The 13,444-nt window shown below is 68.6% G+C and carries 10 protein-coding genes; 5 read left to right on the forward strand and 5 right to left on the reverse strand.

The genetic code is table 11. The features are described 5' to 3' along the window. Positions 1-79 precede the first annotated feature (79 nt). Positions 80-1,348 (forward strand): MFS transporter, encoded by a 1,269-nt coding sequence (locus tag GOAMR_RS00865; RefSeq protein WP_005181336.1) that lies wholly within the window; start codon positions 80-82, stop codon positions 1,346-1,348. Here GOAMR_RS00865 and GOAMR_RS00870 read toward each other — a convergent pair. From GOAMR_RS00870 to GOAMR_RS00885, 4 genes are all read right to left on the reverse strand, one after another. Continuing rightward, positions 1,336-2,187 (reverse strand): 3-hydroxybutyryl-CoA dehydrogenase, encoded by an 852-nt coding sequence (locus GOAMR_RS00870; RefSeq protein ID WP_005181337.1) that lies wholly within the window; start codon positions 2,185-2,187, stop codon positions 1,336-1,338. The two genes, GOAMR_RS00865 and GOAMR_RS00870, sit on opposite strands and share 13 nt — an antisense overlap. Positions 2,188-2,295: 108 nt before the next feature. Continuing rightward, the gene (locus GOAMR_RS00875; RefSeq protein ID WP_005181350.1) at positions 2,296-2,607 is read right to left on the reverse strand and encodes a hypothetical protein; all 312 of its coding nucleotides are present in this window, start codon (positions 2,605-2,607) and stop codon (positions 2,296-2,298) included. 50 nt (positions 2,608-2,657) lie between these two features. Beyond that, the gene (locus GOAMR_RS23405) at positions 2,658-3,992 is read right to left on the reverse strand and encodes a T6SS phospholipase effector Tle1-like catalytic domain-containing protein (protein WP_005181353.1); all 1,335 of its coding nucleotides are present in this window, start codon (positions 3,990-3,992) and stop codon (positions 2,658-2,660) included. A 107-nt stretch (positions 3,993-4,099) separates the two neighbouring features. After that, complete coding sequence (locus GOAMR_RS00885) at positions 4,100-6,703, reverse strand: helix-turn-helix transcriptional regulator (protein ID WP_005181354.1); 2,604 nt, start codon at positions 6,701-6,703, stop codon at positions 4,100-4,102. A gap of 273 nt (positions 6,704-6,976) precedes the next feature. Between GOAMR_RS00885 and GOAMR_RS00890 the strand changes: the two genes are divergently transcribed. Both GOAMR_RS00890 and katG read left to right on the forward strand, forming a co-directional pair. Next, on the forward strand, positions 6,977-7,450 hold the full coding sequence (locus tag GOAMR_RS00890) for a Fur family transcriptional regulator (RefSeq protein ID WP_005181358.1): 474 nt from the start codon (positions 6,977-6,979) through the stop codon (positions 7,448-7,450). 200 nt (positions 7,451-7,650) lie between these two features. Continuing rightward, positions 7,651-9,846: a catalase/peroxidase HPI gene (gene katG, locus GOAMR_RS00895; RefSeq protein ID WP_005181361.1), complete on the forward strand. Its 2,196-nt coding sequence runs from the start codon at positions 7,651-7,653 to the stop codon at positions 9,844-9,846. 173 nt (positions 9,847-10,019) lie between these two features. Here katG and GOAMR_RS00900 read toward each other — a convergent pair whose 3' ends face one another. Beyond that, a complete protein-coding gene (locus GOAMR_RS00900; protein ID WP_005181364.1) occupies positions 10,020-10,739 on the reverse strand; it encodes a CPBP family intramembrane glutamic endopeptidase in 720 nt (239 codons plus the stop codon). A gap of 204 nt (positions 10,740-10,943) precedes the next feature. On the opposite strand from GOAMR_RS00900, the gene GOAMR_RS00905 reads away from it, so the two are divergent. Both GOAMR_RS00905 and GOAMR_RS00910 read left to right on the forward strand, forming a co-directional pair. Continuing rightward, positions 10,944-12,179 (forward strand): GTP cyclohydrolase II, encoded by a 1,236-nt coding sequence (locus tag GOAMR_RS00905; RefSeq protein WP_005181366.1) that lies wholly within the window; start codon positions 10,944-10,946, stop codon positions 12,177-12,179. Beyond that, the gene (locus tag GOAMR_RS00910; protein WP_005181369.1) at positions 12,179-13,435 is read left to right on the forward strand and encodes a URC4/urg3 family protein; all 1,257 of its coding nucleotides are present in this window, start codon (positions 12,179-12,181) and stop codon (positions 13,433-13,435) included. The genes GOAMR_RS00905 and GOAMR_RS00910 overlap by 1 nt, the downstream gene beginning before the upstream one ends. Positions 13,436-13,444: the final 9 nt, after the last annotated feature.

A 13,444-nucleotide genomic window follows, 5' to 3' on the forward strand; every position in this document is an offset into this window, starting at 1 on the left:
GGCCCGAACCTCGGCCCACGGCAGGGCTCCACCGGAAGAACCGATGTGAGTCCTGTTTCTTCGAGCCCGAAGGTTCATCGTGTTCACTGTTGTTCTCCGCGCGGATGATTCGCGCATAGCTCGTCTCACCGTCCCCCTGTACGCGCATGTCGCGGCCAAGGAGTTCGTGCTCCTGTATCCCGTCTACGCGTTGCTGTTCGACGAGCACGGCCTGTCGGTGACGCAGATCGGCTCGCTGTTCGCGCTGTGGTCGGGCATCGGTCTGGTGACCGGTGTCCCGGCGGGTGCGCTGGCCGACGTCGTGTCGCGCCGATACGTGCTCGCCGCGGCCCCGATGCTCACCGCCGCGGGATTCACGCTGTGGCTTCTCGCACCCGGATATACCTCGTTCGCCGCGGGCTTCGTGTTGTGGGGCATCTCCGGATCACTCACCTCCGGCGCCCTGGAGGCGTTCGTCCACGACGAGCTGTCGCACCGCGGCGCGGTAGCCCGGTACGCGCGGGTGATGGGCGTGACGCGGGCGATCGAGATCGGCGCGGCCGGTGCGGCCACCCTGGTGGCCGTTCCCGTGCTGAACTGGGCGGGCCGGGGCGGCACAGACGGCGATTTCGCCGCGGTCGGGGCGGCCAGCGTCGCCACCTGTGTGCTGTGCGCGATCGCCGCGATGGCACTGCCCGAGAACCGGGGCCTGATCCCCGCAACCCCAGACCGTAAGTCCGCGGACGAGGACCCAAGCGCCGGGGAATCATCATTGGGTTACCTCGCCACGCTGCGCGCGGGCATCGTCGAGGCCCGTGACAACCGGCGGGTGCGCGTGGCGATCGTCCTCCTGGTGGTGCTCACGTCGTTCTGGGGCGTGCTCGACGAGTACGCACCGCTGCTGGTCGCCGACCACGGCGTGGCCACCGAGACGATCCCCCTGGTGCTGGCCGTGATCTGGGCGGGTGCCACCGCCGGAGGACTGTGCGGCGGTGCACTCGCCAGGTGGCCCGACAGCGGCTTCGCCGGGTTGATCGCAGTGGGAGGGGTGTGCCTCGCGGCCGGTGCGGTCCTCGGCGGCATCGGCGGCTGGATGCTGCTCGCAGTCGCGTTCGGGATCTGTCAGGCCGCCGATGTGGTGGCCGATACCCGCCTGCAGGACACGATCACGGGCCAGAGCCGGGCAACGGTCACCTCACTGGGCGCCTTCGGCGCAGACGCGGCCGCCACCGCCGTGTATCCGGCGGTGGCGGCCGTGGTGTCGGCGACCTCGTACAGCGCGGCGTTCACCATGTTCGCCGCACCATATCTCGTTGTCGCGTGCGTGCTTTCGGCGACGTCGGCGCGCCGGCGACGCTACTTGGCGTAGTCGTAGAAGCCGCGGCCGCTCTTGCGGCCGAGGTAGCCGGCGTCGACCATGCGGCGCAGCAGCGGCGGCGGCGCGTAGTGCGACTCACGGAACTCGTCGTACAGCGATTCGGAGACGTCGAGCACGATGTCGAGGCCGACGGTGTCGCACAGGGCGAGCGGGCCCTGCGGGTGGGCGCAGCCGTTCACCATGCCGGTGTCGATGTCTTCCTTGGAGGCGTAGCCGCTCTCGTACATGCGGATGGCACTGACCAGGTACGGGATGAGCAGGGCATTGACGACGAAGCCGCCGCGGTCACCGGCCTGGATCGGCTTCTTGCCGAGGTTGTCGCGGACGTAGTCGGTCACCTTCGCGGCGGCCTCGGGCGCGGTGGCGAGGCTGGAGATGATCTCGACGAGCGGCATCACCGGAACCGGGTTGAAGAAGTGCACACCCACCACGCGGGACGGGTCGGCGACCTCCTTCGACACCCGGATGATCGGGATCGACGAGGTGTTGGTGGCCAGGATCGTCTCCTTAGGGGTGACCCTGTCCAGGTCCGCGAAGAACGACACCTTCAGGTTCTCGATCTCCGGGAGCGCCTCGATGACCAGTTCCCGGTCGCTGAAGTCGTCGACGGTGGTGGTCGTGGTCAGCCGGGCCAGCGCGGCGTCGGCGTCTTCCTCGCTCAGCTTGCCCCGCTTGACACCACGGGCCAAGGACGCGGCGATCCGGGCGCGGGCCGCGTCGGCGGTTTCCTGATCACGCTCGAGGATCAGCACCTGGTCGCCGGCCCGGGCCGCGACCTCGGCGATACCGGCGCCCATCGTGCCACCGCCGACCACACCTAGCTGCGTCATATGACTGTTCTCCAATCTCACCAGGATGCGAGCCGGGGCCGGATGCCGTCGACCGCACTGTCATCGGGTCGATGATAGTGAGACCGCCGGCGACGATGCGGGTGAGGCTCAGGCCAGGTCGGTCAGATCACCGTGCGGCCCCGGGTTCACGCGGGTACCGGGCGGATAGCGCAGCATCGTCTCGTCGGCGAAAACACTGATCACATAACCGATTCCGTCGCCGTAGGCCACGCATACCAGGTAGCGCAGCGCATGATCGGGATCGGTGCGCCCCGTGGGCATCATCACCGGCACGCTGATCCCCGACACCCTGACCCGCTCGCCCGGACGGTCGGCCCGCCCGACGATGTCGCCGGGGCGCAGCTCGTCCGGATGCACGGGCTGCCCGGTGGTTGCCTCGACCGACGCGACTTCTGCCATGGTGCGACCCTAACAACAGCATCGGCACACCGACAGGGCCGACAGCCCCGCTACCGGGCTGTCGGTACCGCCCGTCCGGCGTCATCGGCGGCGACATCGGGCTCGCAGCCGGTGCTGCCGTCCGTCGCGCCGGGGTCGCCGACGGCGCCGATGTCGCCAAGTGTCGGCACGGGCACGGTCACCGCGGTCGGCTCGACACCGAGATCGGCCCATTCGTCGAACCACGCCCGCATGTTCGGGTTGACCGGCCACGATCGCGCAGGACCATCCATCCGCTCGACGGCGGGTTCGGCGACGAACACCCCCGACGCCCGGCCGTCCAGTACGGGTCTGTCGGCCTCGTCTTCCGGTCCGGCGGGATCGACGGGATCGACCATCGGCGCGAAGTTCCGCCAGCCGCGCCGGTAGCGGGTGAGCAGGTCCGAACCCAGCCGCTGTTTGCCCAGCATCGATCCGCAGCGGCTGAACAGGTTGCCGATCCGGTAGAAGATCGTCAGCGAGTCATGTGCCTGCTCGTCGCGGGTGCAGCGCTGCGGCACGATCCGGTTCATGTCGAACACCAGACCGTTGTTCTTGGCGGCCTCGGTGACCATCCACGCCAGCGACCGGTCGCCGAGCGCACAGTTCTCGTAGCCGCCGCCGACATCGCTGTGCACCCCGTCGAACCACATCTGCACCACATCGCGGGACGCCGGCCCCTGCCCACCCTTGATATCGGGGACGGCCCACAGACACGGCGCGAAGGCGCGCCGGCGTTCGGCGATGGCCAGCGCCTGCCGGGCCACCAGCACCTGGTCACTGAGCCGCACGTCGTGGAACCGGTACCGGCGCCGGGTGGGGCCGGGTGCCCCGAGCGCTCCGACGGTGTCGAACACGCCGAGGAAGGCGATGGGCACGGCGAGATGGCAGAACCGCGTGAACGCCTCGCTGTCCTGTTCCCAACCGGGACTGCCGGCGTAGGCGGGCACGAATCCGATCTTGGGCCGCGGCCGCTCCCGATACAGGGTGAGCGCCTTCGGCAGCTTGCCGGCGGCCACACCGTCCGGGGTGAGCAGCCCGATGCGGCCCATCATGCCGACGAGGCTGCGGGCGGTATAGGCGCCCCGGCTGAACCCGAAGATGTACACCTTGTCTCCCGGCTCGTAGTTGAGTGCCAGGAAGCGGTAGGCGTCGACGATGGCGGTGTCGAGACCGATCCCGAACGCGCCGCCGACGATGCGTTCGATCTTGCCGCCGCCGGTACCCACCCCGGCCCGGTAGTAGACGATCTGCGGCCCGTCGTGCCCGGTCGGCGCCACCGCACGGGCGATCTTCTCGATATTGGACACATCGACGTCGTCGGCCCGTTTCCATGTGCCGTCACAACACACCACCAGCGTTTTCATCGCGCCTCCCTGTCCATGATCCGAAGGTACGGAGTTCCCGGGTGCTTGTCGTGAGTAGTCGACTACTCGATCTACAGGCCAGGGACGCGGTGTGCGCGGGTACCGGGTCAGGCGCTGTCGGTCAGCAGGGCCGCGAGTGCGGCGCGGTCACCGACGTCGAGTTTCGTACAGGCCCGGTAGATATGTCCCTCGACGGTGCGGACCGACACCACCAGCCGGTCGGCGATCTCGCGGTTGCTCAGTCCCGCGGCCACCAGGTTGGCGATCTCCCGTTCCCGCGACGTCAACGGCAGCGGGTTGGCCGACTCCACCATCGCCGGCGTGTGCAGGCCACCGCACTGTGCCGCCAGACGTGCGGCGTTCGCGGCCGAGATGGCCAGCACCGTCCGGTCACCGGCCCTGTCGTGGATGCTCGCCGCCGCGGCCGCCGAGTCCGCCGCCGACAGCAACGCGCCGATCCGTTCGAACTCCGCGGCGCAGTCGTCCAGCGCCGCCGCGTCGGAGTCGACGACCGCGCGTGCGTGCCGGGCGTACAACCCGACCAGTTGCCCGTTGATCCGCGTGGCCAGTTCGGCGAGGCGGTCGGGCACCTGCTCATCGGAGGTGCCGAACCGGGCCGCCGCGTGCAGTGCCTCGGCCTCGATGGCGAACTGGCCGCTCTCCGCCGCGGCACCGGCCGTCTTCTGTGCGTGGGTGATGGCGGTGGACACCATGCCCGCCGCCGCGAATTGCCAGGCCTGCGCGATCTCCAGCATGTGCCGGAACACCTCGACGGCCGGGCCGGCGCATTGTCTGGCCGCGACGAGAACGCCGGCCGACGCGCCGGCATCACCGAGAGCGGCATAGGCCTGTGCCAGCAGGACCCGACCCGGGAAGACCCACGACAGCGCGTCCTGGTCGGCCAGCGCCGCCATCGTCTGCTCGATCCGTTCGGCCGCGGCGGGGAACCGCCCCCGCGCCACCTCCACGGCCGCCAGGTGCGTACCCGACAGGGCCCACGCCAAATATTGCCCGGCAGAGGAGAATTCGACATACTGATCGGCCGCCGACTGCGCCGCCTGCAGTTGCCCGGTCAGCGTCAGCGCCAGGATCTCACCGAAACCGGCCGGGAATCTCAGCACGCCGTCGGTGCGTTTCTCCGCGCTGCGGCCACGGCGCGCGATCGCGGCGACCTCGTCGCCGCGGCCGGCCAGTGCCCGCGCCAGACCGCCGCCGAACACCGCCCACTCGGTGGCCCACGGCAACGGATCGGCGGCATCGAGCACCTTGTCCGACAGTTCTATCGCCGTCGCGATGTCGCCGGTGAAAAGCGCGCACGCCGAGGCGATTCCGTCGACGATCTGACTCAGGACCGGATCGGTGACGCGGTCGCGGACCAGGGTGAGCACCTCGTCCGCGGCGCCCACCTCGCCCAGCCCCCAGAACAGATTGCCGATCCGCTGCAACCCCCACAGCAGCAACTCGCCGTCGTCCAGCGTCGCCGGATCGTAGTCGGCGAGCACGGCGTCGGACTCGTCGCCGAGCCCTTTCCACATGAGTGCCCGCGCGAGCAGGCTCGCCGCCGCCACACCCGCCCCTTCGTCGACGGCGGCGCGGGCGAACTGTTCCCCCATCGACACGTCGGCGAGCATCAGCGAATCCCGTGCGGCGGTGGCGAACAGTTCCGGCTCGGCGGCGGCGTCACTGTCAAGTGCCAGCCCGGCGAGCCGGATACGATCCGACGCCGCGCGAAGCGGCCGGGTGCGCAAGGCGGTGACGAGCTTTCCCCGCAGCCGGCGCGACGACGCGAAGCCCAGCCGCTTGCGGATCACCTCGCCGAACAGCGGGTGTGCGTAGCGCACGGTCAGCGCCCGGCCATCCCGGGCGATCCGGATCAGACCCTCGTCCTCAGCCCTTTCCACCGGCTGCTCGCCCGCGAGTTCCATGAGGACGTCGAGGTCGATCGGCTCACACAGCGTGAGCAGTTGCAGCACGTGCGCCACGTCGTCGTCGAGCTGGTCGATGCGGCTTTCGAGCAGGGAGGCCAGCTCGGAGGTGATGGTTGCGCGGCCGCGGAGCTGCCACACGTTGTTGACCTCGCGCAGGCTGCCCGACTCGACGGCGCCCTGCACCAGGTGCCGCAGGAACAGCGCGTTGCCTCCCGAGGCGTCCCACATCAGGTCGGCCGAGAGTCCTTCGAGCCGGCCGCCGAGGACCCGCTCGACCAGTTCGACGCTCTGCTCCTTGCTGAACGGCGCCAGCGACACCCGGACGACGTGGTCGTCCTTCCACAGCGACGTGATGGCGTCGGGAACCGATTCGCCGCTGCGGACGGTGGCGATGATGTGAACGGCCCGGTCGATGGCGAGCTGATGCAGCAGGGTCGCGGACAGTTCGTCGAGCAGATGGGCGTCATCGACGCCGATGACGGGATGCCCGTCGGCGAGCAGCGACTCTCGGGCGGCGGCTAGGTAGGTGACCGGGTCGCTGGAGGTGGCCGGTCCCACCAGATGCGCGAACACCCCGAGCGGGATGCTGCGCGCCGACACCGTGCCTGCGACCCAGCGAACCCGTAATTTCATCCCGTCGACGGCATAGCGCGCCAGCGTCGTCTTACCGACCCCCGCGTCACCGGTCAGCACCACACCGCAGTGACCCGACCGGTCCCCCAACGCGGACCGGATCCGAGCGAACTCCAGTTCACGCTCGATCATCGGCCAGTTGTTCCCCATGGGGTAAATGTAGTCCTCATCACCTTGCCTCTCCACAGCAATGACACAGACACGGCTGGGCGAAAGCCTTGCGGCCGAAACATTATTAGTAACGCTAGGGAATATCGCCGAAGCACCGCGGCCCGGACCGATCCGTGCGACAGCGGGGAGGACGAATCCGCCGCCGAGACGCGGCAATCCGGCCCCAGACAGCGCGATGGCTGATCCGAGCCTGATCCGACTGTGACGCCCAACACAGGGTGACCTAATTTTTTGGATTGATTCCAGAAACTGATGACAAACCGGTGCGGGGCGCTTACCGTGGGTGAGGTGAGCGACGAATCCACCTTCACGGACCGCATCCGTGGCAGCGGACTTCGGGTGACGCGGCCTCGGGTCGCGGTTCTCGAAGCGGTGCACTCACATCCGCACGCCGATACCGACACCATCGTCGGTGCGGTGCGCTCCACACTGCCGGATGTCTCGACCCAGGCCGTCTACGACGTACTGCGGGCTCTGACCACCTCGCGGCTGATCCGCAGGATCCAGCCGTCCGGTCATGTCGCGCGCTACGAGGCCCGGATCAACGACAACCATCACCACGTGGTGTGCCGACAGTGCGGGACCATCGGCGACGTCGATTGCGCGATCGGTGAAGCCCCTTGTCTCACACCGTCAAACGACCAAGGCTTCGTCGTCGACGAGGCCGAGGTGATCTATTGGGGCCTGTGCCCCGACTGCTCGGTAATCCAGTCCGAACCCGCATGAACCCATCCTGACCCCGATCCCCACAAGGACCCGAAACACCCAGCCCGCGATCCCGCTAGACCAACGATTAATACTGCGGCACAGCCATTTCCGCAGCCTATCCGTCGATCGAACCCCAATCAGCGCGCCGGAGACCCCACGTCCGGCGGGCATTTGACGTACCCATTTTTCTCGGTCGATCACCGAAAGGAACCCCGCTCATGAGCGAGACAACCGACACCCCGCAAACCGGTGGATGCCCGGTGGCCCACGGCACCATCCGTCCCCCCACAGAGGGCGGCGGCAACCGTGACTGGTGGCCGAATCAGCTCAATCTGAAACTGCTGGCCCACAATCCCGATGTCGGGAACCCGCTCGGTGGCGACTTCGACTATGACAAAGCGCTGGAAAGCCTTGACGTCGAGGCACTGACATCCGACCTCAAGACCCTCATGAAGGATTCGCAGGACTGGTGGCCCGCCGACTTCGGTAACTACGGCCCCTTTTTCATCCGCATGTCCTGGCACGCCGCGGGAACCTACCGGGTCACCGACGGCCGCGGCGGCGCCGGCGCGGGTATGCAGCGGTTCGCCCCGCTCGGTAGCTGGCCCGACAACGTCCTGCTCGACCGGGCCCGCCGTCTGCTCTGGCCCATCAAGAAGAAGTACGGCAATTCCCTGTCCTGGGCCGACCTGCTGGTGCTGGCCGGCAACGTCGCACTGGACTCGATGGGCTTGAAGACCTTCGGTTTCGCATTCGGCCGCAAGGACGAGTGGGAGCCCGAAGAGGTCTACTGGGGCCCGGAGGCGGATTGGCTCGGCGACAACCGCTACACCGGTGAACGCGACCTGGCCAACCCGCTCGCCGCGGTGCAGATGGGCCTGATCTACGTCAATCCCGAAGGCCCCAACGGAAACCCGGATCCGCTGGCCTCGGCCGTCGACATCCGCGAGACCTTCGCCCGGATGGCGATGAACGACGAGGAGACCGCGGCGCTGATCGTCGGCGGGCATACCTTCGGCAAAACCCACGGCAACGGTGACGGCGACCAGGTGGGTCCCGAACCCGAGGCCGCCCCGATCGAGCAGCAGGGCATCGGCTGGACCAGTTCGGTGGGCACCGGCAAGGGTCTGGACGCGATGGGCAGCGGTCTGGAGGTCATCTGGACCCACACCCCCACCAAGTGGGACAACAGCTTCCTGGAGATCCTCTACAGCAACGAGTGGGAGATGTTCCACAGCCCGGCGGGCGCTCAGCAGTGGCGGCCTAAGGACAACGGCTGGGCCAACTCGGTGCCCGAACCGTTCGGCACCGGCAAGACCCATCCGTCGATGCTGACCTCGGACCTGGCGCTGCGGTACGACCCCGTCTACGGAAAGATCACCCGTCGCTGGCTCGACCATCCCGAGGAACTGGCCGACGCCTTTGCCCGCGCGTGGTTCAAGCTGATCCACCGCGACATGGGGCCGACCACCCTGTACCGCGGACCGCTCGTGCCCTCGGAAGAGCTCCTGTGGCAGGACCCGATCCCGGCCGAAACCGCCTCCACCATCACCGCCGCCGACGTCGAGACCCTCAAGGGTCAGCTCGCCGACTCCGGTCTGACGGTGGCACAGCTCGTGTCCACGGCGTGGGCGGCCTCGTCGACGTTCCGCGGCAGTGACAAGCGCGGCGGTGCCAACGGCGGCCGCATCCGGCTGCAGCCGCAGGCCGGCTGGGAGAGCAACGAGCCCGACGCGCTGGCCCAGGTCATCACGAAGCTCGAAGAGATCCAGGAGGCCTTCAACGGTGCCGGTGGCAACACCGTCTCGTTCGCCGATCTGGTGGTCCTCGGAGGTAACGTCGGCGTCGAGAAGGCGGCCACGGCCGCCGGCCACGACGTCACCGTGCCGTTCACCCCGGGCCGTGGCGACACCACCCAGGAGCTGACCGACGTCGAGTCGTTCTCCTACCTGGAACCGCGCGCCGACGGCTTCCGCAACTACCAGGGCAAGGCGTCGTCGGTACCCGCCGAGTACGAGCTCCTCGACAAGGCCAACCTGCTGACCCTGTCGGCGCCGGAGACGACCATCCTTGTCGGCGGCCTGCGCGTGCTGGGCGCCAACTACCAGGACTCGGCGCTAGGCGTGCTCACGGACAAGCCGGAGACACTCACCAACGATTTCTTCGTGAATCTGCTCGACATGGGCACCGAATGGAAGCCTTCGGCCGACGACGACGGTACTTACGTGGGATCCGACCGGGCCACCGGTGAGGCCAAGTGGACCGCCACCCGGGCCGACCTGATCTTCGGCGCCAACTCGCAGCTGCGGGCACTGGCCGAGGTCTACGCCCAGGATGATCACAAGGACGCGTTCGTCAACGACTTCGTCGCGGCCTGGACCAAGGTGTCCAACCTGGACCGCTTCGACGTCTGAGTGACACGCTCCTCCCCCGCTGGTGGAGGTGCCTCGCTGGTTGAGGTGCCCCCTCGGTGAGGTGCCCCCTCGGTTGAGGTGCCCCGCTGGTTGAGGTGCGAGGAGCGCAAGCGACGAGCCTCGAAACCCGGTGAGAAGACCTTGTCCTCTCACCGGGTTTTCTCGCGCCCACCTCAGGCGAACTGCCACGCCGCGGCGGCGGCGACGGCACCGGTGGCGTTGAGCGCCCAATGCAGCGCGATCGGCGCGATCAGGCTGGTGGAGCGGTGCCGCAACCAACTGAGCACCAGCCCGGCGACGGCGGTGGCCACGACGGCGCCGACCACCCCGGCGATCTGCCCGAACGTCCCATTGCCGAGAAAGTCGGTGAGTCCCTTGTTGCCGTCGGTCAGCCCCCACGACGACGCGATGTGCCACAGGCCGAACGCGAACGCACCGAGGAAGACCGCCGACCGCACCCCGAACAAGTGCGTGAGACGACCGTGCAGGACGCTGCGGAACGCGAGTTCCTCCGGGATGACGGTGTGCAGCGGGATCGCGATCCCGGCCGCGAACAGTGCGGGCAGGACGGCGTTGTACTTCTCCGACAGGAAGAGCTGCCGCAGTGCGGGCACCACGATCACCGCACCCACCACCAGAACCACCACGCCGATCGCGGCCGCGGCATAGGGCAACGACGGCCGGATCTGCGACTTCGCGAGCCCCAGATCGGCCCAGCCGAGCCCGGACACGCGGGCCATCACGACAAGCACGACTGCGGCGACGGGGACCACCGCGTAGGTGAGCGCGGTGGGCAGATGACCGGAACCGAAGGCGACCGCGAGATTGGCCCCCACCAGCACCAGGAGCGTCGCCGCGATCCATGCCACCGAACCGAGCCTCGACCGCACCATGACGTCCTCCTAATCACCTGTCGGCCACGGCGCCGACCTAGTGTTCAACCGTCGCCGGCGCCGGAAAGTTCCGTGATCGTGACACCGCCGTGACCGATCGCCCAACGACGGGTGAACAGTGTGTCCGCGATCACGGTTTTCACCGGGCGGTACCGCCTGGCCGTGGCTATGCTGGTGCCTTCCCCCAGGGAAGGAGAAGGTGATATGACCACCGGCCACATCCGGCTCACCTCGCACAGCGGTGGCGCCGATGCCCCCCGGATCCATTGGGGCGCAAAGACAGCCGAAGAACGCGGACCCGTCGTGGGAACGACCCTCACGCGCGGGCACCGTAATGTGATCGGCACGCACAGCGGGTCGTACAGCGTGTACCGCGCGCTGGCGGTGGCGGCGGGAGCACTGTCCCGCGATCACCGCGCCGACCTGACCAACACCTCCCCCACCGACCACATCGGCCCGTACCCGCAGTGGAGCGATCCGCAGGCGATCGTGAGCCTGGACCCGTGGGGAGCGACGGTGTCCGAGGTGTTCTCGGGGTACCTGGAGCGCGGCTTCGACATCCGTCCGACGATCGCGGTGACCAAGGCGCACGTGATCCTGCCCGAGATCACCGAGGCGATCGCCCGCGGCCGGCTGACCCCCGACGGCACGGCGCTCTTCGACAGCGGCGCCGCCCTGGTGACCAAGGTGGCCGTCGAACCGGTGTGGTATCTGCCCGGTGTGGCAGCCCGATTCGGTTGCGGCGAAGGCGAATTGCGCCGAGTCCTATTCGAGGAGACCGGCGGCATGTACCCGGAACTGGTCACCCGCTCCGACCTCGACGTGTTCCTGCCACCGATCGGCGGCCAGACGGTCTACATCTTCGGCGACGCCCGCGATCTCGCCGATCCCGGGGTCGAGCTGACGGCCCGCGTGCACGACGAATGCAACGGTTCGGACGTGTTCGGTTCCGACATCTGCACGTGCCGGCCCTATCTCACGCACGCCATCGAGGAATGCATCCTCGGCGCCCAGCGCGGCGGTGTGGGCCTGGTGGCGTACTCCCGCAAGGAGGGCCGGGCGCTGGGCGAGGTCACCAAGTTCCTGGTGTACAACGCCCGCAAACGCCAAGAGGGCGGCGACACCGCCGACCAGTATTTCGCACGCACCGAATGTGTTGCGGGCGTGCAGGATATGCGTTTCCAGGAACTGATGCCCGACGTTCTGCACTGGCTGGGTATCCGCAAGATCCACCGCCTGGTGTCGATGAGCAACATGAAGTACGACGCCATCACCGGCTCGGGTATCGAGGTGGGCGAACGGGTCAACATCCCCGACGAGCTGGTGCCGGCCGACGCCCGCGTCGAGATCGACGCCAAGATGGCCGCGGGCTACTTCACGCCCGGCCCGGTCCCCGATGCGACAGCGCTCAAACAGGTCCGCGGCCGGGGGCTGAACTGATGACGGCCGCCGACGTGGCGACCTCCGCCGCCGACGTCGCGGCAGCTCTGCGCACCACCGCCACCATCCGGGAACGCGCCGGCGTGCTGCTCGTGCGGGCCAGGTCCGGGGAGTCGGCGTGGTTCACCGTCGACGACGCCGCCTTCGCGGTCGCCGCGCACGAGGTGGCCGAGCTGACCCGATCACGGTTCCCCGACCTACAGATCCCCTATCACAGCAGGTGGCGGCATTTCGAGGCCGGGGGCATCGACCGCGTCGCGGACCTGACCGCGCGCATCGCCGGCCTCGACGCCGGCGAGCGGGCGCGCACCCTCATCGACGTGACGCTGGTGAGTGTCCTGCTCGACGCCGGCGCCGGCCCGGACTGGTCGTTCCGGGAATCGTCACCCGACGGTGACCGTGTCTACACCCGCTCGGAAGGTCTGGGGGTGGCGAGCTGGCACGCGTTCGGTGCCGGACTCTTCTCCTCGGACGCCGATGTGCCGCTGCGCGTCGACGCGGCGGGCCTGCGCGCACTCACCGCGGAACAACTGGCCGGCGCCTTCCAGGTCACCGGCGACAATCCGCTGGTAGGTCTGGACGGCAGACTCGACGTGCTGCATCGCCTCGGTGGCGTACTGGCCGCGGACCCGGAGGTGTTCGGCGCCGACGGTCGTCCGGGTGGCCTGTTCGACGTGATCACCGCGGGCGGACCCGTGACCGCCGAGGCGATCCTCGGTGCGGTGCTCGATCACCTGTCCCCCATCTGGCCGTCGGACAATACCTACACCGACGAGTCGGGAACCGTTGTGGCGCTGGGTGACTGCTGGTTCCACCCGGCCCTCGGCGACTGTACTCCCGCCCCCGGCCGGATGCCGTTCCACAAGCTGTCGCAGTGGCTCACGTATTCTCTCATCGAACCCCTGGAGCTGAGCGGCTACGCGGTGACCGGCCTCGACGGTCTCACCGGTCTGCCCGAGTATCGCAACGGTGGACTGCTTCTCGACACCGGCGTGCTCACGCCGCTGGATCCTGCTTTCACCGACCGCGCGTGGCAGGTTGACGACGAAGCGGTCGTCGAGTGGCGGGCCCTGACCGTCGCCCTGCTCGACGAGATCGCCGACGCCGTCCGCGCCGAACTGGGTGTCACCGCAACGCGGCTCCCGCTGGCGTGCGTGCTGGAAGGTGGCACCTGGGCCGCCGGCCGGGTCACCGCGGCCCGTCTGCGCGGCGGCCTGCCACCGTTCACCATCGTCAGCGACGGCACCGTCTTCTAGGAGCACACC

Source organism: Gordonia amarae NBRC 15530 (assembly GCF_000241345.1).
GTDB classification, from domain to species: domain Bacteria; phylum Actinomycetota; class Actinomycetes; order Mycobacteriales; family Mycobacteriaceae; genus Gordonia; species Gordonia amarae.